General features: G+C 62.2%; 21 protein-coding genes and 1 pseudogene. 12 read left to right on the top strand and 10 right to left on the bottom strand.

Annotated features, from left to right (window positions below; all coding sequences use genetic code 11):
* Positions 1–21: 21 nt before the first annotated feature.
* The 5 genes from AWB70_RS11835 to AWB70_RS11815 all read right to left on the bottom strand — a co-directional run bounded on the left by AWB70_RS11835 (position 22) and on the right by AWB70_RS11815 (position 4471).
* Positions 22–681 carry an amino acid ABC transporter permease gene (locus AWB70_RS11835; RefSeq protein ID WP_053570126.1) on the bottom strand — a complete coding sequence of 220 codons (660 nt, stop codon included), beginning with the start codon at positions 679–681 and terminating at the stop codon, positions 22–24.
* Positions 678–1319 (bottom strand): amino acid ABC transporter permease, encoded by a 642-nt coding sequence (locus tag AWB70_RS11830; RefSeq protein ID WP_053570127.1) that lies wholly within the window; start codon positions 1317–1319, stop codon positions 678–680. The genes AWB70_RS11835 and AWB70_RS11830 overlap by 4 nt, the downstream gene beginning before the upstream one ends.
* Positions 1316–2134 carry an amino acid ABC transporter ATP-binding protein gene (locus AWB70_RS11825; RefSeq protein ID WP_053570128.1) on the bottom strand — a complete coding sequence of 273 codons (819 nt, stop codon included), beginning with the start codon at positions 2132–2134 and terminating at the stop codon, positions 1316–1318. The genes AWB70_RS11830 and AWB70_RS11825 overlap by 4 nt, the downstream gene beginning before the upstream one ends.
* 166 nt (positions 2135–2300) lie before the next feature.
* Positions 2301–3401: a cis-3-hydroxy-L-proline dehydratase gene (locus AWB70_RS11820; RefSeq protein ID WP_053570129.1), complete on the bottom strand. Its 1101-nt coding sequence runs from the start codon at positions 3399–3401 to the stop codon at positions 2301–2303.
* Between the two features lie 128 nt (positions 3402–3529).
* Positions 3530–4471 carry an ornithine cyclodeaminase family protein gene (locus tag AWB70_RS11815; RefSeq protein ID WP_053570130.1) on the bottom strand — a complete coding sequence of 314 codons (942 nt, stop codon included), beginning with the start codon at positions 4469–4471 and terminating at the stop codon, positions 3530–3532.
* A 129-nt stretch (positions 4472–4600) separates the two neighbouring features.
* On the opposite strand from AWB70_RS11815, the gene AWB70_RS11810 reads away from it, so the two are divergent.
* The 3 genes from AWB70_RS11810 (at position 4601) to AWB70_RS11800 (ending at position 8437) form a co-directional block, all read left to right on the top strand.
* The gene (locus AWB70_RS11810) at positions 4601–5629 is read left to right on the top strand and encodes a GlxA family transcriptional regulator (protein WP_041732527.1); all 1029 of its coding nucleotides are present in this window, start codon (positions 4601–4603) and stop codon (positions 5627–5629) included.
* A 94-nt stretch (positions 5630–5723) separates the two neighbouring features.
* Positions 5724–6941, top strand: a complete 1218-nt coding sequence (locus tag AWB70_RS11805; RefSeq protein WP_053570131.1) for a GGDEF domain-containing protein — start codon at positions 5724–5726, stop codon at positions 6939–6941.
* Positions 6942–7036: 95 nt separating this feature from the next.
* Positions 7037–8437 carry a DEAD/DEAH box helicase gene (locus tag AWB70_RS11800; protein WP_053570132.1) on the top strand — a complete coding sequence of 467 codons (1401 nt, stop codon included), beginning with the start codon at positions 7037–7039 and terminating at the stop codon, positions 8435–8437.
* 135 nt (positions 8438–8572) lie between these two features.
* On the opposite strand, the gene AWB70_RS11795 is transcribed toward AWB70_RS11800, so the two are convergent.
* The 4 genes and pseudogenes from AWB70_RS11795 to AWB70_RS11780 all read right to left on the bottom strand — a co-directional run bounded on the left by AWB70_RS11795 (position 8573) and on the right by AWB70_RS11780 (position 12077).
* Positions 8573–9082: a DUF6515 family protein gene (locus tag AWB70_RS11795; RefSeq protein WP_235024217.1), complete on the bottom strand. Its 510-nt coding sequence runs from the start codon at positions 9080–9082 to the stop codon at positions 8573–8575.
* A 20-nt stretch (positions 9083–9102) separates the two neighbouring features.
* The gene (locus AWB70_RS11790; protein WP_232355545.1) at positions 9103–9900 is read right to left on the bottom strand and encodes a DUF2092 domain-containing protein; all 798 of its coding nucleotides are present in this window, start codon (positions 9898–9900) and stop codon (positions 9103–9105) included.
* A gap of 504 nt (positions 9901–10404) precedes the next feature.
* Positions 10405–10648, bottom strand: a pseudogene (locus AWB70_RS39260) (DUF6429 family protein).
* A 55-nt stretch (positions 10649–10703) separates the two neighbouring features.
* Entirely contained in the window at positions 10704–12077 is a 1374-nt protein-coding gene (locus AWB70_RS11780; protein ID WP_053570135.1) for an NAD(P)/FAD-dependent oxidoreductase, read from the bottom strand.
* Between the two features lie 119 nt (positions 12078–12196).
* Here AWB70_RS11780 and AWB70_RS11775 point away from each other — a divergent pair, with 119 nt between their 5' ends.
* The gene (locus AWB70_RS11775; RefSeq protein ID WP_053570136.1) at positions 12197–13747 is read left to right on the top strand and encodes a bifunctional AfsR/SARP family transcriptional regulator/alpha/beta hydrolase; all 1551 of its coding nucleotides are present in this window, start codon (positions 12197–12199) and stop codon (positions 13745–13747) included.
* A 4-nt stretch (positions 13748–13751) separates the two neighbouring features.
* Here AWB70_RS11775 and AWB70_RS11770 read toward each other — a convergent pair whose 3' ends face one another.
* The gene (locus tag AWB70_RS11770) at positions 13752–14585 is read right to left on the bottom strand and encodes a FadR/GntR family transcriptional regulator (protein WP_045457560.1); all 834 of its coding nucleotides are present in this window, start codon (positions 14583–14585) and stop codon (positions 13752–13754) included.
* 209 nt (positions 14586–14794) lie between these two features.
* Here AWB70_RS11770 and AWB70_RS11765 point away from each other — a divergent pair, with 209 nt between their 5' ends.
* The 8 genes from AWB70_RS11765 to AWB70_RS11730 all read left to right on the top strand — a co-directional run bounded on the left by AWB70_RS11765 (position 14795) and on the right by AWB70_RS11730 (position 23296).
* Positions 14795–16003: an ABC transporter substrate-binding protein gene (locus AWB70_RS11765; RefSeq protein WP_014193138.1), complete on the top strand. Its 1209-nt coding sequence runs from the start codon at positions 14795–14797 to the stop codon at positions 16001–16003.
* A gap of 83 nt (positions 16004–16086) precedes the next feature.
* Complete coding sequence (locus AWB70_RS11760) at positions 16087–16947, top strand: branched-chain amino acid ABC transporter permease (protein WP_053570137.1); 861 nt, start codon at positions 16087–16089, stop codon at positions 16945–16947.
* A 53-nt stretch (positions 16948–17000) separates the two neighbouring features.
* Positions 17001–17966 (top strand): branched-chain amino acid ABC transporter permease, encoded by a 966-nt coding sequence (locus AWB70_RS11755; RefSeq protein ID WP_235024228.1) that lies wholly within the window; start codon positions 17001–17003, stop codon positions 17964–17966.
* A complete protein-coding gene (locus tag AWB70_RS11750) occupies positions 17963–18730 on the top strand; it encodes an ABC transporter ATP-binding protein (RefSeq protein ID WP_053570139.1) in 768 nt (255 codons plus the stop codon). Before AWB70_RS11755 ends, AWB70_RS11750 begins: the two co-directional genes overlap by 4 nt.
* Complete coding sequence (locus tag AWB70_RS11745; RefSeq protein WP_014193142.1) at positions 18727–19428, top strand: ABC transporter ATP-binding protein; 702 nt, start codon at positions 18727–18729, stop codon at positions 19426–19428. The genes AWB70_RS11750 and AWB70_RS11745 overlap by 4 nt, the downstream gene beginning before the upstream one ends.
* A 36-nt stretch (positions 19429–19464) precedes the next feature.
* On the top strand, positions 19465–20724 hold the full coding sequence (locus AWB70_RS11740) for a Zn-dependent hydrolase (protein WP_053570140.1): 1260 nt from the start codon (positions 19465–19467) through the stop codon (positions 20722–20724).
* Positions 20721–22202, top strand: a complete 1482-nt coding sequence (locus AWB70_RS11735; protein WP_053570141.1) for a M81 family metallopeptidase — start codon at positions 20721–20723, stop codon at positions 22200–22202. Before AWB70_RS11740 ends, AWB70_RS11735 begins: the two co-directional genes overlap by 4 nt.
* A 71-nt stretch (positions 22203–22273) precedes the next feature.
* Positions 22274–23296, top strand: coding sequence for a hypothetical protein (locus AWB70_RS11730; protein ID WP_053570142.1), 1023 nt, complete (start codon positions 22274–22276; stop codon positions 23294–23296).
* Positions 23297–23322 lie beyond the last annotated feature (26 nt).

Raw genomic sequence — 23322 nt, 5'->3', positions numbered from 1 at the left:
ATGCGTCGACACAGCGTTAAGTCAGGCGGTATGCCGGGTCAGTCTCCTTTCGAGAAAGGACACGAGAAAACTGGCGGGAACGCATACCGATACGAAGAACAAGGCCGCCAGCGTCAGTATCGGCATGTATTCGAATGTGTCTGAGCCGATGCTGGACGCCTGACTCACGATCTCGGGAAGTGAAATGGTGAAGCAAAGCGACGTCCCCTGAAGCATGAGGACCGAGAATCCGAGTAGCGCCGGCAATGCAACCTGCAGGCCTTGCGGAATGACGATGAAGCGCAACGCATCCCAACTTGTCAGCCCGATACTGGCCGCAGCTTCTTTCTGGCCATACGGGACGGCATCGAATCCCGCGCGGATGATCTCGCTCGTGTAGGCCCCGGCATTGCACGTAAAAGCGATAACCGTAGCCACGAAAGCGGTGAAGGTCATCCCGGCGGACGGCATGCCGAAGTAGACGAACTGGAGAAGAATCAGGAGCGGCGTGCCGCGGCCGACCTCGACGACGAAAAGCGCGGTATAGCGAACAAGGCGCGACTTTGCCTGGACGGTCAACGCGAGCAGCATGCCCAGCGGAATGCCAGCGATCAGCGAAACAGCCGTGACTTTCAACGACAGAACGAAGCCGTCAGCGAGGGCGGGGAACCAGTCTTTCCAGAATTCGAGGAGATGAGTCATCGTGAAACCTTCGAGCGCATGTGAGCATCCGCACGGCGGGCAAGATAAGCGACCGGCAAGCTAAGCAAGATGTAAAGCAGTGCCGTTTCGGCATAAATGCTCAGCCCGCGAAAGGTCTCCTGCGAAAGGTGGTATGCCTGAAAGGCCAGTTCACCCACGCCGATGGTCGATGCGATCGCGGAGTCCTTCAAAAGGCCGATCAGATAGGTACCGGCGGATGGAAGGGCAATACGTCCGAGCTGCGGCAGAATCACATCCCTGAATTGCTGGGCCTTTGAAAGATTCAACGCTCTGCTGGCTTCGAATTGCCCGGGATGGATCGCCGCCAAGGAACCGCGATAAATCTCCGACATATTCGCTGCCGTGATCAGGCCGAGCCCGATTACGGCAGCAGTAAAGCCGCTCATCGCCAGAAACCCGTTTCCAACTCCGAAGAAGATAAAGAACAGCAAGACGATCGGCGGTATCGATCGACATGCAACGATGAACACGTTAGCGACACTGCGCGCGATCACGTTCTTCGAGACACGCATCGCGCAGATCGGCAGACCCGCCACGGCGCCCACGACAAACGACACGCTTGTCACTGCAATCGTCCACGGAACACCGGAGAGCAGCGCGGATAGGGTGATGCTCATGAGCGATCCCTCACGGCATGGAAGAACTTGATGGCGCGCTCGGTCTTCGGAAAGCGCATGACGTCGGCGCTCGGTCCCTCTTCGAGAATGCGGCCATCCGCCATCAATACAACGCGATCGGAAACGCGCTCGGCGAAGTGCATCTCGTGCGTCACGACGATCATGGTCATGCCCGATGCCGCCAGTTCCTGCATGACGGCCAGCACTTCGAGGCCTAGTTCGGGATCGAGTGCCGAAGTCGGTTCGTCGAAGAGCATGACTTCCGGATCGAGCGCCAGAGCCCTTGCAATGGCGATGCGCTGCTGCTGGCCCCCTGAGCAACGCGCAGGATACTGATTCGCTTTCTGTGCAAGCCCGACCCGGGCCAGCAACTCCATCGACCGCTCATCGGCTTCTTTTTGCGTTCGCCCCATCGTGCGTTCTTGCGCCAGACTCACGTTGCGCAGAACGCTCAAGTGCGGGAAAAGATTGAAGGATTGAAACACCATCCCGATCTTCCGTCGCAGCGCCAGCAGGTCGCGCCGAGACGGTGACGCGCCTGCGGACAGCGTGACATCTCCGATCGACACAACACCTTCGGTCGGCGTTTCGAGCTGGTTGATGCAGCGGAGAAACGCGCTTTTCCCGGAACCGCTCGGTCCGATGATGGCCACCACTTCGCCTTTTCTCATTTCCAGACTGACCTTGTCCAGAACGCGGTGTGCGCCAAAGGTCTTGCCGATTCCAACGGCCTTGAGAAGTATCGGTGCTGGCATGGCAGTAAGTGGCGGTGCGCTGACGGGGCGCACTTCGGAAGCGCGAGCAAGGCTACTCATCAGAAATCCTCATCAACATGAGCGGGTTCAGCGCGCCAAACGAGGCTGCTTCACGGTGGGCAATTCGTGCAGTCAGATTAGCGGCATCAAAAACTTTGGAATTGCATGTTTCGGACAAGTTATGGGATAAAGCGGGGCAGTCGCGTTTACCCCGTTATCCAGTCCCTTACGACACCGTGCCGACGGGATCGCCGAGCGCTTCCATGTTCGGGGTGACGCCCAATCCCGGCGCATCGGAGGCATACATGTAGCCGTCGCTCATTGCCGGTCCACCCGAAGCGATCGACAGGCTGTGGTATTCGTGGAAAGCGGACGACTGGAAGTGGTAGCCGGCAGGCGCCGAATGGGCAAGGTGCGCGATGGCTGCGGTATCGATTTCTCCACCCCACGAGTCTTCGATCGTGAGGGCGATGCCTAACGTGGCCGCAAGATCTCTGAACAGGCGCGCCTTCGTCAAGCCACCGATTCGGCTGATTTTCAGATTGATGACGTCCATTGCCTGATCCTGATACCCGCGCATGAGGACCTTGATGTCCTCCATACATTCGTCGAGGATCATGGGGTGATCCGAATGTTTGCGGACCGCAAGGCACTCCTCATAGCTGAGGCACGGTTGCTCGATATAGATATCGACATCGCGAATCGCCTTGACGACGCGAATCGCCTCATGCTGGCGCCAGCCGGTATTGGCGTCCGCGGCGAGAATGTTGCCGGGGCGTAATTCTGCCGACACCGCGAAGATTCGCTCGATGTCACCGTCCGGCGCCGCCCCGACCTTCATTTGAAACTGCCTGAAGCCTTCTTCCTGATACTGGCGAATCTTGGCGGCCATCGCGTCGGGCTCTTGACGGCTGACGACTTTGAAGAGCTTCACTTTGTCGTGAATGCGCCCGCCCAATAAGTTATAGACGGGCTGACCGGTTGCTTTGCCAAGAATGTCCCAGCACGCCATATCGAGTGCGGACTTGACGTACGGATGCCCTTTGAGCAATTCGTCCATCCGGAGATTGATTCGTCCGAGCTGGCAAGGGTCCTCGCCCAGCAAGCCGTGCGCGAGTTTCATCAGACCGGTGCGGGCGCCTTCCGCATAGGCTGCCAGATAAGAAGGGCCTAGCGGACAGATTTCACCGACGCCGGTCAGGCCGCTATCGGTCTCGACGATGAGCACGGTGCTATCGAAGGAAGCGAAGGAATACGTTGACCAGCTGTACTTTCCTTCCTTCAAAGGAAGATCGACTTGATAGAGGGAAATCTTGGTGATTTTCAAGGACGGCTCCTGGTGGCGTGACTGATCCAGACTGATGTCGAGTTCAGCCGGATTAGCCTCGCGGTGACGAAAGAATTCTTTGGTTCGGATGAGTCGCGGAACGAAGCTGGCGCCCGCGGGAAAGCCTTTTACCGCTGGACGCTCGCGCTTAGTTCCTTGGCCGCCGCCAGCGCCACAAGCAAGTCCTGATGCGCTCCTCCGGCGTTCTTGAACACGGTCAGGTTCCGGTCGCCTGCTGGCGCGCCCCGAACCAGGTCGAAGAGTTCACCCTTGATCGCGTTTCGCGCGAGCGATCCGTTGGCAATGGCGCCTGCTATGTCTCCCGCCTCAAGTGCCGTGTCGATGAAGTCGACGAACACATGGGCTTGCGCGATGACGTCGTCGTCGGCTTCGCGCATGTCTGCGCGGTATCCGCCCACCAGATCGACATGCGTGCCGGGCTTCAGGAATCGGCCTTTGATGATGGGATGCGTCGAACCCGTGGCGGCTGAAATGACATCGGCTCGTGACACCGCTTCGTCCACATTCGCGACGACTTCGATCGTGCGCCCTAGCTGCTGCAATGCATGCGCAAGGCTTTCCAGCTTCTGCCGCGTGCGATTCCATAGCATGATCCGCTCGATGGATGGCCTGACGTGCACATGCGCCTGCGCCAGCGCGAGTGCAACCGGCCCCGCCCCAATGACGAGAAGGGTTCGACTGTCGATGGGCGACAAGAGGGAGGAGGCAAGCGCGGAGCAGGCCGCGGTTTTCCAGCGCGTGATTTCGGGGCCGTCGAGGATGCAGGAAATGGACTTCGTCTCTTCATCGACGATGACGAAGATGGCGTCTTCAGCCGCTCGCGGACTTTCCTTCTGTGCATTCGGCGGAAAAATGGACGCGACCTTGACGCCGGCGCCGTAGCCGGGAAGTATCACGGCCCGCGAAAAAAGGCTGAACGCACCGTCTTGCACCAGAAAGCCGCCGTTGCGCGGTCGTGCTCCGAGATGACCGTCGCGAAGTGCCTGAATGGCGCGTTCCCACGTCATGACCGAGCGAATATCCCGAGCTGAAAACGTCACAGCGCTCATTTGCCTTCTCCCAAAGTCTTTGCGTGCTGACCTGTTTGCCCGCGCGTCGTCTGTAGAAAACTATAATTGCTGGCGAATTAAAAAAATTGTACGCTTCGGACAATCGACGGTACGTTCTGGAGACGGCGGATGCGGCGCGACTACTCTTTCCTTCGACCGAGCAAGTCTGCGCCCGAGGTCGAAGCGCCGCTCAGGATCGGCATTGTTCCGACGCCGGACTTTACGCTCATGTCGCTTTCATGCTTCGTGGAGTTTCTGCGGCTCTCGGCAGATGAGGCGGACTTCAGCAGGCAGATCTACTGTTCGTGGGACCTTTTATCGCACGAGATCGCACCGATCAGGGCAAGCTGCGGTTTCACCATGTTGCCAACCAGGATCTTCGGCGACCCGACCGAATACGACTATGTCGTAGTGCATGGCGGCCAGCTTCACAGCTCGACGCCGATTCCCGACGAACTCTACCGATTCGTACAATCTTGCGTCGAAGCGGGCGTGCCTGTCGTCGGGCTATGTACGGGCCAATTCGTGCTGGCCGAACTGGGCTATCTGTCCGGCAAGCGCTGCGCAGTGCATTTTTCGCTGGCGCAAGCCATGGCGGTCCATTTTCCCGATATCGAGGCCGTGACGGACGCCTCGGTCGTGGCAGACGGGGGCTTCATTACATGCCCGGGTGGCCTTGCGGCCATCAATCTCGCCATGCATCTTGTGACCACGCATTGCGGCAGCACGCGTTCGCACAAGGCGATGCATTACCTGATGGCCGATCGGGGCTTCGACGAAATGCAGGCCATGAAAAGCAACGCCGAAATTGGCTTGCATTGTCCGGACCGGCGCGTTGTGAATGCCGTGGGTTTAATGATGCAGCAAACGCTGGAACCGGGCTCGGTCGCGAGCATAGCGCAGGCGATCGGCACGAGTGAGCGCGAACTCAATCGGCTCTTCAAGAAGCATCTCCGCGTCGCGCCGCTCCAATACTGGAGAAGCTTGCGCCTCAAAACAGCAAAATGGATGGTGCTCAACAGCGACCGGTCAATCACTCAGATCGCGTATGAATGTGGTTTCACGGATAGCTCGCATCTCATCAACTTGTTCAAACGCGAGTTTAATGTCACTCCGGCCAGGTTTCGAAAGATGCGATCCGACTTCGGCGTGCACTGAGCCGAAGCACACTGCCTGCCTCAATTTTTCCATTTTCCTGCCGTAAACGAGTCATGTCAGATCGTCTTCGGCTGGGAGAAGCCTCAGCGAGCGCATGCGTGTCGACCTCATTACCATTTATCTGTTAGCGATCGGAACGCTCCTCGCCAGCAGCGGCCTGACGCTCTGGGAGCGCCGGTCGTATCCGCGGCGCAGGCGCGAACTCGGCGTGCTCGCAGCCGGTTACGCGACGCTCGCGCTCGGCTGCGCCGCCGCCTCGATCCGGCATAGCGTGCCCGGCCTTCCCGGCGTCGTGGGCTCCGCGCTGGCGAATATCATCATCGTCGGCGGATATCTGCTGAACCTGCAAGGCGTCGCGCTCCTGAACGGACGGCGTTATGGGGCGATGTCCCTCGGCATGGTGTCGATACTCGCGGTCGCCTGGGCCATCGCGGGCACGCGCGGCGAAGCGGTCATGTGGGCGTACATCAGCGCCGTGCCCATCTTCGTGGTGTGCGCGCTGACCGCGCGCGAACTGCTCGACACGCGCGATTCGAAATGGAAGCAGTCGCGCAATATCGCCGTGGCCGTCACGGGCGGTCACGCGCTCTTCTATGCGTTCAGAATCACCATTCTGCCGTGGCTGGCGGCATCGTTCGGACCGCACTTGCTGGCGATCATCGGCCAGGTGACGATGTACGAAGGGGTGCTCTATTCCGTCATCCTGCCGATGACGCTCCTGCGCCTCGCGCGCGACGAAGCCCACGCCGATCTGCGACGCGAATCGCAGACCGATTACCTCACGGGTCTCGGCAACCGCCGATGGTTCTTCGAAGAAGGGGCGCGCGTCATCCGCGAAAGCAAGGCCTTTCCGCCTGTGTCCTGTCTCGCGCTCGACCTCGACCACTTCAAGGCGATCAACGACCGCTTCGGCCACGAAGCCGGCGATGAAGTGCTGAAGTCGTTCGCCGGGATTCTGCGCAGCGTGCTCGGACGCGATGCGATTCTCGCGCGCATCGGCGGTGAAGAGTTTGCCGCCCTGTTGCCGGGGCACGAAAGCGCCCGCGCGAAAGACCTCGCCGAAGCGGTCGTCCGTCGATTCGCGCAGACGGTCACGCGCACCGCGGGCGGCATGGAGATCGAGGCGACGGTGAGCGTCGGCATGGCGCGCTTCGGAACTGATGAAGACACGCTGGCAAAAGTGCTCGCCGCCGCGGATCGCGCGCTTTACAGCGCAAAATCGCGCGGTGGCAACCGGCTCGAAGTCGCGCGGGCCGCAACCACGCGCGCGAATCTCGACGATGCGCCGGATCGCCGCCTGACGGTCCTCTGAGATTACGTCCCGCTGTCCGGCGATAGACTCGACCGAGCGCGGTTCGATCGGCGCGGCAACCGCTAAAATCGAGGTTTTTAGCCCGGAATACGCGCATGTCTTTTGCCTCGCTCGGCCTGATCGACCCCTTGCTGCGCAACGTGCAGGCCCTCGATTACCAGACACCTACGCCCGTGCAGGTCAAGGCGATTCCCGCCGTGCTCAGCGGCAAGGACGTCATGGCCGCGGCGCAGACCGGCACGGGCAAGACGGCGGGTTTCGCGCTGCCGCTGTTGCAGCGGCTGGTGCAGCACGGTCCGGCGGCGTCCAGCAACCGCGCGGGGGTTCTGGTGCTGGTGCCCACGCGCGAATTGGCCGAACAAGTGCTGCAAAGCTTTATCGCATACGGCAAAGGCCTCGATCTGCGATTGCTGGCCGCCTACGGCGGTGTGAGCATCAATCCGCAGATGATGAAGCTGCGCAAGGGCGTGGATGTGCTCGTCGCCACGCCGGGCCGCCTGCTGGATCTCAATCGCCAGAACGCCGTGCAGTTCGATCAGGTCCAAACGCTGGTGCTGGATGAAGCCGACCGCATGCTGGATCTGGGCTTCGCGCGCGAACTCAACGCGATCTTTGCCGCCTTGCCGGCCGAGCGCCAGACGCTGCTGTTCTCCGCCACATTCACCGATGATATCCGCGCCATGGCGGCGAGCATTCTGCGCGGCCCGGTCAATATCAGCGTCAGCCCGCCCAATGCCACGGCCAGCAAGATCAGGCAATGGGTCGTGCCCGTGGATAAGCGCAACAAGCCCGAGCTTTTCATGCACCTCGTGGCCGAGAACAAGTGGGAGCACGCGCTGGTGTTCGTCAAGACACGCAAGGGCGTGGATTACCTCGCGGCCATGCTGGACGAAGCGGGCTATGCGATCGACACCATCCACGGCGACAAGCCGCAGCCCGCGCGCCTGCGTGCGCTGGAGCGCTTCAAGACGGGCGAAGTACAGATGCTGGTCGCCACCGACGTGGCTGCGCGCGGGCTCGATATCGACGACCTGCCGCTCGTGATCAACGTCGATCTGCCGATCGTCGCGCAGGATTATGTGCACCGTGTGGGCCGCACCGGCCGCGCGGGCGCGAGCGGCGTGGCGGTGTCCCTCGTATGCGCCGATGAAGCGCCGCAACTGGCCGCGATCGAAGCGCTGATCAGGGAAACGCTGTCTCGTGAAGAAGAGCCGGGATTCGAAGCGGAGCATCGCGTGCCGCAAACCAGCACGACGGGCCAGATCGTCAAGAAGCCCAAAAAGCTCAAGAAGCCGAAAGTGCCGCAAGGTGCGCCCGGCACCGTGCAGGCAGTCGGCACGAAAACGGGCGCGCAAAGCGGCGAAAACAAGCGCAAGCCCACGGCGCAACGTGCAGTGGCTGCGGAGCAAGGTACGCGCTTGTCCGGCGGCAATCCATTCAGCGTGAAAAAACCACGTGGCAAACCGGCCAATGGCCGCGGCAAAAGCCGACCCTGATCCGAAAGGATGCATAGGCCAGCCTTGAACCGCTGACGGGCGGCACCGACGTGCACTCCGGCACCCGCCACCGGCGTCGCCGCCTGATTGCTTGATGGGGCGACGACGCGGTTAAAACATCGACGCCCGCGTTTCTCAGCCCGGGGCGTTGACCACCACGTATTGCACGGTTGTCCCAGCGTATTGCGGCTGATACCACGTCGAGCCGCATTGCTGGTACGTCACACCATTCACGTTCATCGCCGAGCAACTAGGGGGCAGGCTACGAACGATGGAGCCAACCACGGCCGCCGTCCCGACTACCGCCGTGGTCACGGCAGCGGCCGTTGCAACCGGGTGATCGTTGTACCAGCTGCCGTGGTTGTCGTTGTAGTTATTGACGGCATTGGTCCGGTTGTTGCTGATATTCGTAGCCGCAGTGGTCCGGTTCGAACTCACCTGCTGAATGGTATTCTGGCGATCGCTCGCGCGCGCGGTACGGTTGGCCTGCCGGGTCGCGACATTGGTTTCATGCGCGGCCTGAAAGTTAGCGGCATTCATCGACGTCTGAGCGCCGCCCCGAACCTGAAATGCGCCTGCGGCTGTTGCAACCCCCGCTGCTATCAACGCAGCGCTCGCTGTCATCAGGAATTTTTTCGAGTGCATGGTGATCTCTGGATTGAAATTTATTGAGCGCCGCTGGATTGCACAAACTTGATCTGATGTGCATTTACGGGGGGCGTGAATTTGAATGTTGCCGACGTGATCTCGGGTTTGAGATTCCAGTGATACACCGCTGTGTATTGGGGCTTTTCCTTGTCCGTTGAGGTCACGATATTCAGCTTGCATGGCAGCGGCTGATCGCCTTTCTGAATCCAGATTTGCCAATCGACCGTCTTTTCATGATAGGCATAGTGCGAACATACATTCCCGCTTACAACTTCATCGCCTATATAAACCGCAGACATCACATGGGTGAAGTCAGACGGATTCGCACCCAGCGAGAAGACATCGCTCAGCGGCAACTCGACTCCATACTTTTCCTGAAGATCGTCCGTTAACTCTTTGATCGTCGAAGGCGCGGGGACCGTCGCGTAATAGTTGTTCGGCTCCGTATAGAGCGTGAAGCTCTTGCCGTCGTAGAAAGCGTGCCGGCTGTTGCCTGGCGCGCCACCGACAATATCGGCCTTGAGCGAGCCGGGGCGGCTCACGGTCATCTTCGTGTTGTGCGACACCTGAATCAGTTGCGTCGTTGAACCGTCGACCATGATTTGATCCGTAGTCGAATCGACATTGAGATCAAACTGTTTGACGGTTTGCAAATAACTGTTCATCTTGACCAGTGCATCTATCGCCTCTGCATTCGGTGTATGCCCGACGGACGATACGACCGCCTTCGATGCCGCAACTGCAGCACCTTCCGAAGTGCATAGTGCGCCAGCAATCGCGGCGAAAAGTGCCAACCTGGTAAGCTTTTGCGTCACTCTTTATTCTCCTCAAACTGGCCCGAGCGGCCGATTTCAAAACATTGGCGTACAACTCATGACTATGGTTAGTCGTCCGTGACGCTGCATATCAGTGTAACGCGTTGTTTTATTGTTCCCGTTACCGATCCGCAAAGATTTGTGCACCCAACGCAAACAGACTCGTGCAATTACCATGCGCGCGGCGCCACGTGCCGGGTTTGCCTACTGGCGCGTGAGTATGTCCATCACCCCGTCAAAAAAACGCTTCCGGTGCCACAAGATATGTGCGGTTAATCAGGTTGATTTCCGCCTGGTTTCGCGTGCCGGGCGTCTCTACCGAAGCGCTGATAGGCGCGCGATGGCGAGTGCCCATATGACTAACGCGTCGGCGCCATGCCGGGCAGGCGCATGGCCTCTTCGAGGTTGTGGCGTATCGCCGCAGGCACGCTTTGCAGGATGCCGATGAAATTCTTGCCCTGCCTTGCGAGGGCATCTAGTGTTGTGAGTCAGAAATTTTCTTCGTTAGTCGATCTTGCTGCCAGCAGTGCTGAAGAACTGCCTGAAGAGCCGCCCCGGATTTGCGCAATCCGTCGTTAGTGAGTATTACGAATTTCGTCTTGCTGACGGGATCGTCGATGAAGCCGCGCTCATAAAGGCGATTAAGGCACTCCCAATCGAAGCCTTTCCGGGCGCGGTTGTGGTCATGCAAGGTCAAATGCAGGAACACAAGAACGGCGTCGTCAAGCGCAGCTGTATTGATGTTCATGGCGTTTATTCTGAGGCTGTTTATACCCGTTCACAAAACGGTTCGAGGCTCGCTTTCAATCGCATCTGACGCGCACGCGCGGCTCCGGCGAGCGAACGAATGAAACTGGCCGCCGGTTGCCCAGCCAGACGCGCCTGACGATCGCCGGGCTCAGCAGCGACGACGGCGGCATCATCAGGTTCACGACTTTCAGGAACGCAGTCGCCAGCACGGCGTCGCGGGTCGCGGCACGATGAAGCTTGCCGATGTACCAGTTGATGAAACGCCGCATCGGCGGGCGCGCACCCTCGACTTGCGGATGACGCAGGTCGTTGCCAACGGCGATGTCCCACGGAATATCGACGATTTTCGCGGCCGCCGCGAAGAACCGGCGCGCCAGATCCGTCGAGCCTGCGCAGAGGCACCGCTGCAGCGCCAGCGCTTCCTCGGCCGCGACCGTCATCCCCTGTCCGTAGACTGGATTGAAGCTGCAGATCGCATCGCCGAAAGCCAGGTAATGCGCCGGAAAGCGCGCGAGCCGCTCGTATCGCCGGCGCAGACTGGCGGCGTAGCGGTAGCGCCTGAAATCGGTGAGCGGCTCCGCGCTGGCGACGACATCATGAATCGCCATGGTCGGCAACGTCGCCAGATACGCGAGAAAGCCCTGATCGTCGCCGGGTGCGTCGTCGCCGAGATAACCGCCGGTGCTGACGATCCACGTATCGTCTTCCTGCGCGAGCATGACGCCGTTGCGCCAGTCCGGCGCGCTGCCGGCGACGACGATCCCGTGCTTGCCGTCGAGATCGGCCGGCCGGCGCCGATAAGTCCGCGTCATGTAGCAGATGCCGATGTCGACCTTCTCATCGGCAGGCGCGGGGTAGCCGAGCGCTTCGAGCCACGCTGCGCCGGATGAACCACGACCGGTCGCGTCGATGACGAGGTCGGCGTCGAAGGTCTCTTCGGATTTGCCGTCGACACTCGCGCGCACGCCCGTCACGCGCATGCGGGCGGGATCGGCGGCAAGCCCTCGCACGGCGCAATGGTCTATCGCCCGCACGTTGGGCAACGCCAGGAGCCGCCGGCGCAAATGGCCTTCGAGCACCGGACGGCTCGCGAGCAGACCGCTCAGGTCGCTCGCGCCGTTGGCGAGCCTCACGTTGTGACCGATCCAGATCACGTCGTTGGCGACATCGCCGATCAGGCCTCCGCTTAGCGCGACGACTTCGCTGTTGTATCGCGGGAAGAAGGCCTCGAATATCGCGCTGCCTCGCGCAAGGAGCCCGTGGGTATGCCGGCCTTGCGGCACGCCCTTGCGCGGCGCGTCTGTCGCCGGAAACGCATCGCGTTCGAGCACGGTGACGCGGGTATAGAAATCCGACAGCACGCGGGCGGCCAGCAGACCGCCTACGCTTGCGCCGATCACGATCGCATGTTCGCCCAGTTTCTTCATGGCAATCCTCCAGTTCGATCTGTCGCGATGAACCCCGCGGCCATCGTCTGCAGGCAATGCTAGGATTGCCTCGTCCCCTGAGCGTCCCCCCGGACGCCATCATCGAAGGCCGCCCCGCCATGGCATCGTTCAGCGTGCGAACGCTTGGATTTCCGGAGATTCGCCGGGATGGTCAACCGTGCCAGCTGGCCTTGCGCAAGGGCTCTGCACTGCTGGTCTACCTGGCCGAAGCGAAGATGTCGGTCGGGCGCGACACCATCGCCGCGATGTTGTGGCCGGAAGACCGCGAAGAAGTCGTGCGGGCGCGGCTGCGGCGGCTGTTGCATCGCCTCCAGCTCACGCTCGGCGACGACGTGCTGAGCGCCGACCGGTCGACGATCCGATGGTCGGCGGCCATCGATTTGCAGGTGGATTCGCAGCTTTTCGAGCAAGCCTGCGATCGCGGCGAGTACGAGCGGGCGTGCCGCGCGTATTCCGGCGATTTTCTCGACGGTTTTTCGCCCGGCGACTGCCCGGCGTTCGACGAGTGGGCCTTTTTTCGGCGGGAGGCCCTGCGGGGCCGGGCGATCCAGGCGTTCGAGCGCGTGGTGCAAGACAAGAACGCGGCTGGCGACTATGCCGCGGCCGCCGCGCACGCAGGCCGTCTCGTGGCCTTCGATCCGCTCAGCGAAGTGTACGGACGCCACCTCATCCGCAATCTTCTGCTCGGCGGGGACCGGGCCACGGCCAGGCGGCACTTCGACGCGCTGACGCAGCGCCTTCGCGACGAACTCCATGTCGCGCCCGAAGCCGAGACGTGCGCGCTGCTGGATATGAGCGCAGCGCCGCCGGTCGGCGATCCGCCGCCGACGCGCTATGCCAGCGGCGGCGGCGTTCATCTCGCTTACCAGACCTACGGCGACGGCCGCATCGACGTGCTGTTGCTGCCCGGTTTCGTTTCCCACGTCGAACGCGTGTGGGAGGAGCCGCGATGCCGCGCGTTTCTGTCCGCGCTCGCGGGAATGGGCCGTCTCGTCCTGCTCGATCGTCGCGGTATCGGGTTGTCCGACCGGGTCGGATTCAATCCCGGCGTCGACGCGACCGCGCAGGACATCGGCACCGTGCTCGATGCCGCCGGAAGCCGCCGCGTCTTGCTATTCGGCGCGTCGGAGGGCGGTCCCGCGTGCATCAGATTCGCCGTCGATCACCCCGGCCGCGTCGCGGGTCTCGTTCTGTTCGGCTCGCTAGCGAAAGGGACCGCCACGCAGGACTATCCTCACGCGCTGCACGCAGGCCAGTACGACGCGTGGCTGCGGGAACTCATTGCGCACTGGGGCGGGCCCGCGGGCATCGAGACATTCGCGCCGAGCCTCGCCGGCGATGCGCAGGCGAGAGCCTGGTGGGCGGGCATGCTGCGAGCCGCGTCGAGTCCGGGCGCCATCGAGGGCGTGCTCAAAGCGTTGCGCGATATGGATGTGCGGCATCTTCTGAGCCGCGTTTCGATTCCGACGCTCGTGCTGCACCGTCGCGACGACCGCGCCGTGCGCATCGGCGCGGGCCGGCATCTCGCAAGCCATATCGCGCATGCGCGATTCGTCGAGCTCGATGGGGCGGACCACTGGGCTTTCGCCGGCGATCAACGCCCCGTGCTGGATAACCTCAGACAGTTCATCGGCAGCCTTGCTGCGTAAGTGCTCAGCCGCGTCCGCTCACGCGCTTGCGAATCTCCGAGTCGAGAATGAGGCGCCCGCGCAGCTTGCCTTTCATGCGCTTCACATAGCGCGGCGCCTCGGTCATATGGATCACCATCAGTTCGCGGACCTTATCGGAATCCCTCGCCCGCGCCGCTTCGGTGATCGCCTTGTGGATCTTCACGTTGGCGCGTCCAAAGCGTTCGTGCTCGGCTTGCGGTGTGTCGTTTCTGAACTCGATCAGTTGCCGGATCATCTCGTTGATCAACTCGCACGTAAATCGCAGAAAGGGATTGGGATTCGCCGCGGCGAGAATATCGTGGAAGTTCACGTCTTCCTGACGCTGCCGCACGATGTCGCGATTCGCATGCATCGACGCGGGTTCGTCGCAACAGGCGATGTTGGCTTCGAGCGCCGTGAAATCCTCGTCGGTGAGATGCGGCACCGCGCCCGCCGCCAGTTCGGGCTCGAGCAGTTGACGCACCGTGTAGATGTCGTCGATGGTCACGTCCTTGAAGAACAGATAGTTCTGCAAGAGTTGCAAGGTGCGATCGAGCGGCACCTCGACGATCGTGCCGCCGCCTGAAGGCCCCGTCGTGACCTTGATGAGTCCCTGCACTTCGAGCGACTTGAGCGCCTCGCGCGTCGTGCTCTTGCTCACGGAAAAAAGCTGCTGCAATTCGACCTCACGGGGCAGCTTGTCGCCGGGCTTCAGATTCTTTTCCGTGATGAGTCGCTTGATCTCCTCCGCGACCAGGTCCGCGCGCTTCGGCTGCTTGATCGGCTGCTGCGCGATCTCGATTGCCGCGCCGGCGCGCTTTGCACGCTCCATCACCATGTCGATGCTCCCTGTTCTCGTCCACTTTGCGCATGCGGGGCGTTGACGACTCCGCAGACTGGAATATTGCCTTATTGACACCCGAATTTATTGTTCCTAGCATCAGGTTCATTCTATTTATCATCATAAATAGATCCAAGCCGACGCATGAACGTACCACGAAAAAAAGCGCGGCGGCCGCGCAGGTCACTTCTCAAGGAGCGTCAATTTTGAATCGCCGAAACATGTTGAAGCTGGCCGCGCTGTCGGCCATTCCCGGCTCGCTCGAAGCGCTCGTGGCAAGAAGCGCCTTCGCGCAGGGCTCGCCGATTCAGTTTGCGTGCCCGGTTCCGATGTCCGGCCCGTTCGCGGCCAACGGCAAGTACGCCGATCTCGGCATGAAGCTCGCGATCGATCAATACGGCAAGGTGCTCGGCCAGCCGCTCGCCTACCTCGCGCTCGATACCGAGGGAAAACCCGCAACCGCCGTGCGGCGCGTGCAGGAAGTCGCGCAGCAGAAGAACGCGCGCTTTTTCGCGGGCGGCATTCTGTCGTCGGAAGCGCTTGCAATGGGCAAGGAAGCCGAGAAGGCCGACGGCATCTTCATCACGACGGCGGGCGCGGACGAGCTCACCGGCAAGGACTGCAACAGCGCGACGTTCCGCTGGTCGGTGCCGACCTTCGGCGCGATCGAACAGACCGTGCGCCCGCTGATTCAAACGATGCCCAAGGCGAAGCGCTGGTACACGATCACGCCGCAGTACGTGTTCGGCGACGGCCTCCTGTCGGCGGCCAAGGCCATCTTCAAGGAGAAGGGCATCGAGCATGTGGGCAACAGCTATCACTCGCTCAACGAAAAAGAGTTCAGCGGCTATCTGACCAACGCGGTCGCCGCCAAACCCGATGTGCTTCTCATCCTCAACTTCGGCTCGCAATCGTCGGACACGCTGCGCCAGGCCGTGAGCTTCGGCATGAAGAACAACTGCACGATCCTCATGGCTTGGGCCTCGGGCCTGGAGCAGTTCGAAGCGCTCGGGCCGGACATCTGCGAGGGCGTGTACTTCGGCGCGCAATACTGGCATGCGATCGACTCGCCGCTCAATCACGATCTCGTGAAGCGCGTGAACGCGACCTACAAGTCCAACCCGAACTACAGCCTCGCGGGTTCGTACATCTGCACGAAGATTCTGCTCGACGGCATCGTGAAGGCGGGCACCGCCGATCCAAAGAAAGTCGTCGCCGCGCTCGAAGGCATGAAGTACGCGGGCCTGACGGGTCCGGAAGAGATTCGCGCGGGAGACCATCAGGTATTGAAGAACTACTATCTGCTCAAGGGCAAGCCCAAGAGCAAGATGAAGGACAAGGACGATTACGCCGACATCGTGAGCTCGGGTCAATCGTTCCTGCCGCTCGACAAGACGCAGTGCAAGCTCGCGTGAAACGCATGATGGTTTGACGCGCTGTTCTCAGGCGAATGCGGGCACGACCCGCATTCGCGCCGCCACTTTCGTGATGCAAGGCCATGAACGTTTATCTGCTGCAGGTCGTGAACGGCATCGGCGTGGGCATGCTGTATTTTCTGCTCGCGGTCGGGTTGTCGATCGTGTTCGGGTTGCTGCGCTTCGTGAACTTCGCGCACGGCGCTTTTTATCTGCTGGGCGCGTATTTCTGCTATCAGGCGATGCAGTGGTCCATGAACTTCTGGACCGCGCTCGTCATCGTGCCCATCGTCGTCGGCGCGATTGCGTGGATCGTCGAGAAAGCGGTGCTGCGGCATGTCTATGCGCAGCAGCACGAGTTCCATATCCTCGCGACGGTGGGTCTCGCGCTCGTCATCCAGGAGTGCTCGATCCTCGCATGGGGGCCGATCGGCGATAACGTGCCGGTCCCCGACATCCTGAACGGTGTCGTGATGTGGGGCAGCTTCATCTACCCGAAATACCGGCTCTTCGTGATTGCCTTCACGGCCGTGCTGGCGGGCATCCTGTGGTGGGTGCTCGACGGAACGCGGCTCGGCAGCGCGGTGCGCGCGGGCAGCGAATCGAGCGAGATGGTGTCGCTGCTCGGCATCAACGTGACGCGCATCTTCAGTCTCGTCTTCGCGCTGGGGGCGGGCACGGCGGCGCTCGCGGGTGTGCTTGCCGCGCCGATCCGCGGCGTCGATCCGTTCATGGGCATCGAAGCGCTCGGCGTGGCGTTCGTCGTGGTGGTGGTGGGCGGCATGGGGAATTTCCTCGGCGCGCTCGTCGGCGGATTGCTGGTCGGCATCGTGCAAAGCGTGATGAGCACGTTATGGCCCGAAGGCGCGCGCCTCATGATCTATGTCGCGATGGCCGCGGTGTTGCTGCTGCGTCCCAACGGCCTGCTGGGGAGGACCGCGTGAATTCCGAACTCGAAACGAAGACTCTGGACGTGAGCGTGCCACGACGATCCTTCATGAGCCCGCTGCATCGCTATCGCTTTCTGCTGCTTGCGGCCGCCGTCGTCTGCATTCTTCCGCTGACGATGCGATCCGGGTCGCTCGCCACCGAAGTGCTCGTTTTTGCGCTCGCCGCGCTCGGCTGCAATCTGCTGCTCGGGCATACGGGCTTGCTGTCCTTTGGGCAGGGCATTTTCTTCGGCCTCGGGAGCTATAGCGCGGGCCTCATTCTCACGAAGGCGGGACTTCAGGTTCCCGCGGCGTTGCTGGGCGCCGTCGTCGTGGGCGCGCTGGCCGCGGCCATCGTCGGATGGTTCTCCATTCGTCAGCGCGGCGCGTACTTCGTGATGCTCACGCTCGCATTCGGGCAGATGTTCTACTTCCTTGCCTACACGACGCCCGATCTCACCGGCGGCGACAACGGCCTGCTCGATATCCCGCGTCCGGCGTTGTCCGTGTTCGGGCGAACGCTCGTGCCGATCGCCTCGCCATGGCAGTACTACGCGTTCGTCGCGGTGCTGTTCCTGATCGCGTTCTGGCTGATGCTGCGCGTGTCGCATTCGGTCTTCGGCCGCACGCTGCTTGCGATCCGCGACAACGAAGCGCGCGCCGCCGCTGTCGGCTACGACGTCCGACGCTTCAAGCTCGCGGCCTTCGTCGTCTCGGGCGCGGTCACGGGCCTGGCCGGCGCGCTGCACGCGATGATGACGGGCATCGCGCCGTTGTCGAACATCGACTATCACACGAGCGAGATGATTCTCGTGATGACCGTGATCGGCGGCACGGGCAATCTGTTTTCGTCCGTGCTCGGCGCGGCCTTCTATGTCCTTTTCGCCGACTGGCTTTCGACACTCTGGCCACGCTGGCTGCTGCTGCTCGGTCTCGTGCTGATCGCCGTGAGTCTCTTCATGCAACGCGGTTTGTGGGGGCTGGGCGAACGCATCTGGAGCGCGGTGAAGCGCGATCGGGGAGAGCCGGCATGAGCGCATCGATACTGGAAGCGAAGGGCGTCGCCAAACGCTATGGGAAGTTCGCAGCGCTCACCGATGTGAATCTGCGCATCGCGAAGCACACCGTGCACTCCGTGATCGGCCCGAACGGCGCGGGCAAGACCACGCTCTTTCATGTGCTGACGGGCACGGTGCCCATCAGCGCGGGCACGATCGTGTTCGATGGTCACGATGTGACGCAGGAGCCCGATCATCGTCGTGTGAAACGTGGCATCGCGCGCTCGTTTCAGGTGACGAGCCTCTTTGCGAATCTGTCCGTGCGCGAGAATCTGCGGCTCGCCGCGCAAGGCGTGAATGCGAAGCGCGCGCTCAATGCATGGACGCCTCCGCGCGGCGCGCTCGAACATCGCGATACCGTCGACGCCATTCTGGAACGCCTCGCGCTGCAACGCTTCGCGGCGACACAGGCGAGCGCGTTGTCGCACGGGCAGCAGCGCCGCCTCGAAGTCGGGATGGCTTTGGCCGCGCGTCCCAAGGCGATCTTTCTCGACGAACCCACCTCGGGCATGGGCATCGACGATCTGGACGACATGAAGCAGCTGATCCGCAGTCTGCGCGACGACTACACGGTCGTGCTGATCGAGCACAACATGGATATCGTGATGGATATCTCCGACACGATCACGGTGATGCAGCAAGGCCGCGTGCTCGTCGAAGGCAAGCCGGCGGACATTCGCGGCGACGAGCGCGTGCGCAGCGCCTATCTCGGCAACATGATCACCGGAGGCCGCGCATGATTCTCGATGTCGATCACATTCACGGCTACTACGGCAAGAGCCATATTCTTCAGGGCGTGTCGCTGAAGATCGGCGAGGGAGAGACCGTGACGCTGCTCGGGCGCAACGGCGCGGGCAAATCGACCACGCTCAAGAGCATCGCGGGCGTCGTCACGCCGCAACGAGGCAGCGTGAAGTTCAAAGGCGCGGAGCTGGCGAAGCTGCCGCCTCACAAGATCGCGGCGCGCGGCGTGTGCTTCGTGCCGGAGCATCGCGGCATCTTCAAGGTGTTGTCCGTCGAAGAGAATCTGCGTCTCGGCGCTCGCAAGGATTCGCCCTGGCAGCTTGCGGATATCTACCGCATCTTTCCGCGTCTGAAAGAGCGCCGCACGAACGGAGGCGGACAGCTTTCCGGCGGCGAACAGCAAATGCTCGCGATCGGCCGCGCGCTGATGAATCATCCGCGCCTGCTGATGCTCGATGAACCGGTGGAGGGACTCGCGCCGGTGATCGTCGAAGAGATCGTCGCGCAACTGAAGCTGATCCGCCAAGCGGGCGTGGCGATTCTGCTCGTCGAGCAGAACCTCGAAGTGTGCACGCAACTCGCGGACCGCCATTACATCATCGAGCAAGGGCGCATCGTGTACGAAGGCGCGAACGATGCGTTCATCGCGGACGAATCGGTCAAGGATCGTTATCTCGGCGTAGGCGTCGCCTGAACGCCGCACGCGCCACTCTCAGCGAAGGAATTCCGAATGCAAGCTCACGATATGCCGGCGCATGCCGGCTTGCGCATCGACGGTGCGCGTCTCTGGAACAGCCTGATGGCGCTCGCGCGCATCGGCGCGACGGAGAAGGGCGGCGTATGCCGTCTCGCGCTCACCGAGCTCGACAAGCAGGGCCGCGATCTCTTCATCGCGTGGGCGCAGGAGATCGGCTGCACCGTGCGCGTCGATGCGATCGGCAACATCTTCGCGCGCCGTGCGGGCCAGCGCGATGATCTGCCGCCCGTTGTAACGGGCAGTCACATCGATACGCAGCCGACCGGCGGCAAGTTCGACGGCAACTACGGCGTGCTGGCCGGCCTCGAAGTGCTGCGCACGCTGCACGACAATAACGTGCGCACGGCCGCGCCGCTGGAAGTGGCGGTGTGGACCAACGAAGAGGGATCGCGCTTCGTTCCCGTGATGATGGGTTCGGGCGTGTTCGCGGGCGCATTCACGCTCGATCACGCGCTCGCGCAAGTGGACCGCGAAGGCGTGTCCGTGCGCGACGCGCTCGCATCGATCGGCTATGCGGGCGAACGCGTCGCGGCGCATGACGTGGGCGCGTACTTCGAAGCGCACATCGAGCAGGGCCCGGCGCTCGAAGCGAACGACAAGGTGATCGGCGTCGTGCGCGGCGCGCTCGGCCAGCGCTGGTACGACGTGACGATCGAAGGCATGGAAGCGCACGCGGGCCCGACGCCGATGGAGTTGCGGCGCGATGCGCTGCTCGTCGCCGCCGATCTGATTCGCACGGTCAATCGCATCGCGCTCGATCACGCACCGCATGGGCGCGGCACGGTGGGCTGGGTGAACGTGCATCCGAACTCGCGCAACGTGATTCCGGGGCGCGTGAAACTGACCGTCGATCTGCGCGCCGCCGACGATGCTTCTCTTACCGCGATGGACAACGCGCTGCGCGACGCATGCGCGCAAGCAGGCTTGCCGGTGACGGTAGACGAAGTGGTCTACTTCGCGCCACAGCCGTTCGAGGCATCGCTGGTTGCTTCGGTGCGCGAGAGCGCCGGCACGCTCGGATTCACGTCGATGGATGTGGTGAGCGGAGCGGGGCATGACGCCGTGTATCTGGCGCGCGTGGCGCCCGCCGCGATGATCTTCGTGCCCTGCAAGGACGGCATCAGCCACAACGAGATCGAGGATGCACGCGCCGACCATCTCGAAGCGGGCTGCAACGTGCTGCTTCAGGTGATGGTGCGAGCCGCGAACGCGTCCGAAGGAGAAGCCGCATGAAGATTCTCATCGCGCGCATGAATCACGAGACCAATACGTTTTCGCCGGTCGCGACTTCGCTCGAGGCGTTCGGACGCAATGGCCCCAGTTATGGCGAGGACGCGTTTCGCGAGCATGCTGGCATGCGCACGGCGATGTCCGCGTTCATCGACGCGGCGAAGCGCGAGCATGCCGAGATCGTCACGCCGATCGCGGCATCGGCGAACCCGAGCGGCCGTGTGGCGGCTGCCGCCTATGACGCGATCTGCCAGACGATCGTCGATGCCGCTCACGGTTGCGATGCCGTCATGCTCGATCTGCATGGCGCGATGGTCGCGGAGAATTCGCCCGACGGCGAAGGCGATCTGCTCGAACGCGTGCGGCGCGCGCTGCCGCATGCGCCCATCGCCGTGTCGCTCGATCTGCATGCGAACGTCACGCAGAAGATCATCGACAACGCGGATGTGATCGTGAGCTTCAAGACCTATCCGCACATCGACATGTACGAAAGCGGCGAGCATGCCGCGCGGCTTCTGCTCGATCTCGTGCATGGCAAGGCCGCGCCCGTGATGGCATGGGCGCAGCCGCCGCTCCTGACGCACACGCTCAGAAGCTCGACCGCCGCGGGCGCGATGAAGCGCGCGGTCGATGCGGCGCGCGCCGCCGAGCGGGAGGAGGGCGTGCTGGCGGTGTCCGTGCTGTCGGGTTTCTCTCTCGCGGATATCGCCGCGCCCTGCATCAGCGTCGTTGTGGTCGCGGACGGCGAGCGCGCGAAGGCGCAGGACGTGGCGGACCGGATCGCGCGTCAGATCTGGGACGAGCGCGACGCGTTCGTGTATCGCAGCGCGCCGCTTGCGCAATCGATCGGTGAAGGCGCGGCGCTCGCGCGCGACACTGACAAGCCCGTGCTGCTGCTCGATCACGGCGACAATTGCATGTCGGGCGGCACCTGCGACACGACCGACGCCTTCGAAGAAGCGCTCAAACAAGGACTCGAAGGCATCGTCGTCGGGCCTTTGTGCGATCCCGAAGCGGTGGCGGCGCTGTTCGAAGCGGGCGAGGGCGCGACGGTCACGGTCGGCATCGGCAACAAGCTCGCAAGCGTCGCATCGCTCGGCAAGCCGCCGCTCGAAGTGACGGGCATCGTGCGTGCCCTGACCGACGGCGAATATGTGATCAGCGGCCCGACGTACACGGGACAGCGCGCCTACATGGGCCGCGCGGCGGTGATCGAGACGCCGGCGGCGCGCATCCTCGTGACGGAGCGCACGCACGAGCCGTGGGATCTGGGCGTGTTCGAAAGCGTCGGTATCGATCCTCGCGGCGCGCGGTTTCTGATCCTCAAGTCGCGCATGTATTGCAGGCCGGTGTTCGTGCCCATCTCGGGCGGACTTGTCGAGTGCGATAGCCGTGGCGCGACGAGCTCCGACTACGGGCTCTTTACATTCGAGAATCTGAAGCGGCCGGTCTATCCGCTGGATTCGAACGCCGAATATTGAGCCAAAAAAACACGGAATAATGCGGCCCCGTCGGATGTTCTGACTCAGACATCTGAACGGAGGAACGCGACATGACCGATGAAAAGCGCAACGCCAGGCCCGCGGACATCAGCCCCGAGTCCCTTGACCGATTCGCCAGAAAGACCGCTTCCGCACTGCGCGCACGAGTCGCCGAAAAGCCGCAGCGGGACATGTTCGACAAAGGTGAACTCTGGCGCAGACATCAAAGGGACAACGGACAGATCGAGGCTATCGACAAGCTTTCGCGCGCGAATCTCGCCCGCCTGCGCGCCAACCTGAAGAGGCTTAACCCGCTCGAGTACGACTTCGTGACGAAGTTCGACAAGCGGCCGTTCTACGCGACCCACTTCACACCCGCCGAGCGTGACCGCGACGGGGAAACCACGTTGTATTCGCGCAAGAAGCTGATCGAAAAGGGCATCACGTTCGATCTGTCCCATTCGCAGGCAGCCGATCTCGCCGAGGCGGCCAACGACGACTACGTGTTCTTCTCGCTCGAATGTGGCCGCACGCCCAAGAAGGCCAGCAGCCGGTTCGGGGACGTGCTGTACCGTTTCGATCTTGCGTCCTCGCGGGTCGGCTCGCGCTTCGAACATGCGTGGCTGAGCCTCAACGACATGGTCGCACCGCCGGACAACACGCTCCCGCGCCGCGTTCCCGGACTCCCTGAAAGCGATTACCGGAAGGTCAATAACGCAGTGGACGTTTACAACAAGCCGACCTATGTCTTCTCGGGCGGCTCGATGATGGTGGGCGTGGCGTTATCGATCGTGGAACTCACGCGCGACTTGACCCCGGATTCGCAGCGCAAGCTCCTTTCCGCGCTATCCGACGATGACACCGACAAAACCCTCAACGGCCTGTTCAGGCCGGAACTCAAGCTGGCACGGTTCCTGATCACCGACAAGTTCGAGAAGCATCTGGATGAGACCAGCGGCGCCGCACCGCCGTCGCTTCCGCCGACTCCCGCTTCGCCGACCTACATGGACATTCTGGACGCGTACCACGGTGGGCCCAGTCGCGGCTCGGATTCCGACTCCGCCTCGAATTACAGCCAGGATTCGATGGAATAGCCTGCGGGGCTCGGGTGTTATGAAAG

It is taken from the genome of Caballeronia cordobensis (assembly GCF_001544575.2).
Taxonomy (GTDB): Bacteria; Pseudomonadota; Gammaproteobacteria; order Burkholderiales; family Burkholderiaceae; genus Caballeronia; species Caballeronia cordobensis.
This window is presented reverse-complemented; position numbering and strand designations above follow the sequence as displayed.

Excerpts from the sequence above, each read along its gene's own strand:
- AWB70_RS11835 (WP_053570126.1), bottom strand. The coding sequence starts at position 681 with ATGACTCATCTCCTCGAATTCTGGAAAGACTGGTTCCCCGCCCTCGCT.
- AWB70_RS11830 (WP_053570127.1), bottom strand. The coding sequence starts at position 1,319 with ATGAGCATCACCCTATCCGCGCTGCTCTCCGGTGTTCCGTGGACGATT.
- AWB70_RS11825 (WP_053570128.1), bottom strand. The coding sequence starts at position 2,134 with ATGAGTAGCCTTGCTCGCGCTTCCGAAGTGCGCCCCGTCAGCGCACCG.
- AWB70_RS11815 (WP_053570130.1), bottom strand. The coding sequence starts at position 4,471 with ATGAGCGCTGTGACGTTTTCAGCTCGGGATATTCGCTCGGTCATGACG.
- AWB70_RS11810 (WP_041732527.1), top strand. The coding sequence starts at position 4,601 with ATGCGGCGCGACTACTCTTTCCTTCGACCGAGCAAGTCTGCGCCCGAG.
- AWB70_RS11805 (WP_053570131.1), top strand. The coding sequence starts at position 5,724 with ATGCGTGTCGACCTCATTACCATTTATCTGTTAGCGATCGGAACGCTC.
- AWB70_RS11800 (WP_053570132.1), top strand. The coding sequence starts at position 7,037 with ATGTCTTTTGCCTCGCTCGGCCTGATCGACCCCTTGCTGCGCAACGTG.
- AWB70_RS11795 (WP_235024217.1), bottom strand. The coding sequence starts at position 9,082 with ATGCACTCGAAAAAATTCCTGATGACAGCGAGCGCTGCGTTGATAGCA.
- AWB70_RS11780 (WP_053570135.1), bottom strand. The coding sequence starts at position 12,077 with ATGAAGAAACTGGGCGAACATGCGATCGTGATCGGCGCAAGCGTAGGC.
- AWB70_RS11775 (WP_053570136.1), top strand. The coding sequence starts at position 12,197 with ATGGCATCGTTCAGCGTGCGAACGCTTGGATTTCCGGAGATTCGCCGG.
- AWB70_RS11770 (WP_045457560.1), bottom strand. The coding sequence starts at position 14,585 with ATGGTGATGGAGCGTGCAAAGCGCGCCGGCGCGGCAATCGAGATCGCG.
- AWB70_RS11760 (WP_053570137.1), top strand. The coding sequence starts at position 16,087 with ATGAACGTTTATCTGCTGCAGGTCGTGAACGGCATCGGCGTGGGCATG.
- AWB70_RS11755 (WP_235024228.1), top strand. The coding sequence starts at position 17,001 with ATGAGCCCGCTGCATCGCTATCGCTTTCTGCTGCTTGCGGCCGCCGTC.
- AWB70_RS11750 (WP_053570139.1), top strand. The coding sequence starts at position 17,963 with ATGAGCGCATCGATACTGGAAGCGAAGGGCGTCGCCAAACGCTATGGG.
- AWB70_RS11745 (WP_014193142.1), top strand. The coding sequence starts at position 18,727 with ATGATTCTCGATGTCGATCACATTCACGGCTACTACGGCAAGAGCCAT.
- AWB70_RS11740 (WP_053570140.1), top strand. The coding sequence starts at position 19,465 with ATGCAAGCTCACGATATGCCGGCGCATGCCGGCTTGCGCATCGACGGT.
- AWB70_RS11735 (WP_053570141.1), top strand. The coding sequence starts at position 20,721 with ATGAAGATTCTCATCGCGCGCATGAATCACGAGACCAATACGTTTTCG.
- AWB70_RS11730 (WP_053570142.1), top strand. The coding sequence starts at position 22,274 with ATGACCGATGAAAAGCGCAACGCCAGGCCCGCGGACATCAGCCCCGAG.